The sequence below is a fragment of the Kumtagia ephedrae genome, from assembly GCF_003012745.1.
GTDB classification, from domain to species: domain Bacteria; phylum Pseudomonadota; class Alphaproteobacteria; order Rhizobiales; family Rhizobiaceae; genus Kumtagia; species Kumtagia ephedrae.
Map to the genome: position 1 here is coordinate 1 of NZ_PXYK01000079.1, position 567 is coordinate 567.

1 protein-coding gene is annotated in these 567 nt (G+C 69.5%); it reads left to right on the plus strand.

What is annotated here, in order from left to right:
* Positions 1-567, plus strand: a 567-nt coding sequence (locus tag C7I84_RS30270; protein WP_165816264.1) for a transposase family protein, incomplete at both ends; no start/stop codon positions are given.

Below are 567 nucleotides of genomic sequence, written 5' to 3' on the forward strand. Positions count from 1 at the left end.
GCTTGGCGGGGTGGTGGCCCGTTCGCGGGCGCCGCTGGTTCAGGCTCGATCGGTCGATGAGGACATCCGCGCGGCGCTGGTGGAGTGCCGGCTCGATCATCCGAACTGGGGTCCGAAGAAGCTGAAGGCGTTTCTGAAGCGTACCCAGCCGCAGATCGTGTGGCCGGCGGCCTCGACGATCGGCGATGTGCTGAAGCGGCGGGGTCTTGTGGGCAAGCGCCAGCGCCGCCGCAGCGCCCTGCCTCTGACCCGGCCATTCGCGCCGATCGCAGCGGCCAACCAGACCTGGTGCGTCGACTTCAAGGGCTGGTTCCGGACCGGCGACGGCACGCGTTGCGACCCGCTGACGGTCAGCGATGCGATGAGCCGCTATCTGCTCGGCTGCCGCATCTGTGCGCCGACCGGGAGCGCGGTGGAGGTGGAGATGGACCGGCTGTTGAAGACGTTCGGCCTGCCGGACCGCTTGCGCCTGGACAACGGCTCGCCCTGGGGTTCGACCGGCGCGGGCGGCCTGACGGGGCTGTCGGTGAAGTGGCTGAAGCTCGGCATCGCCCTGGAGTTCATCAC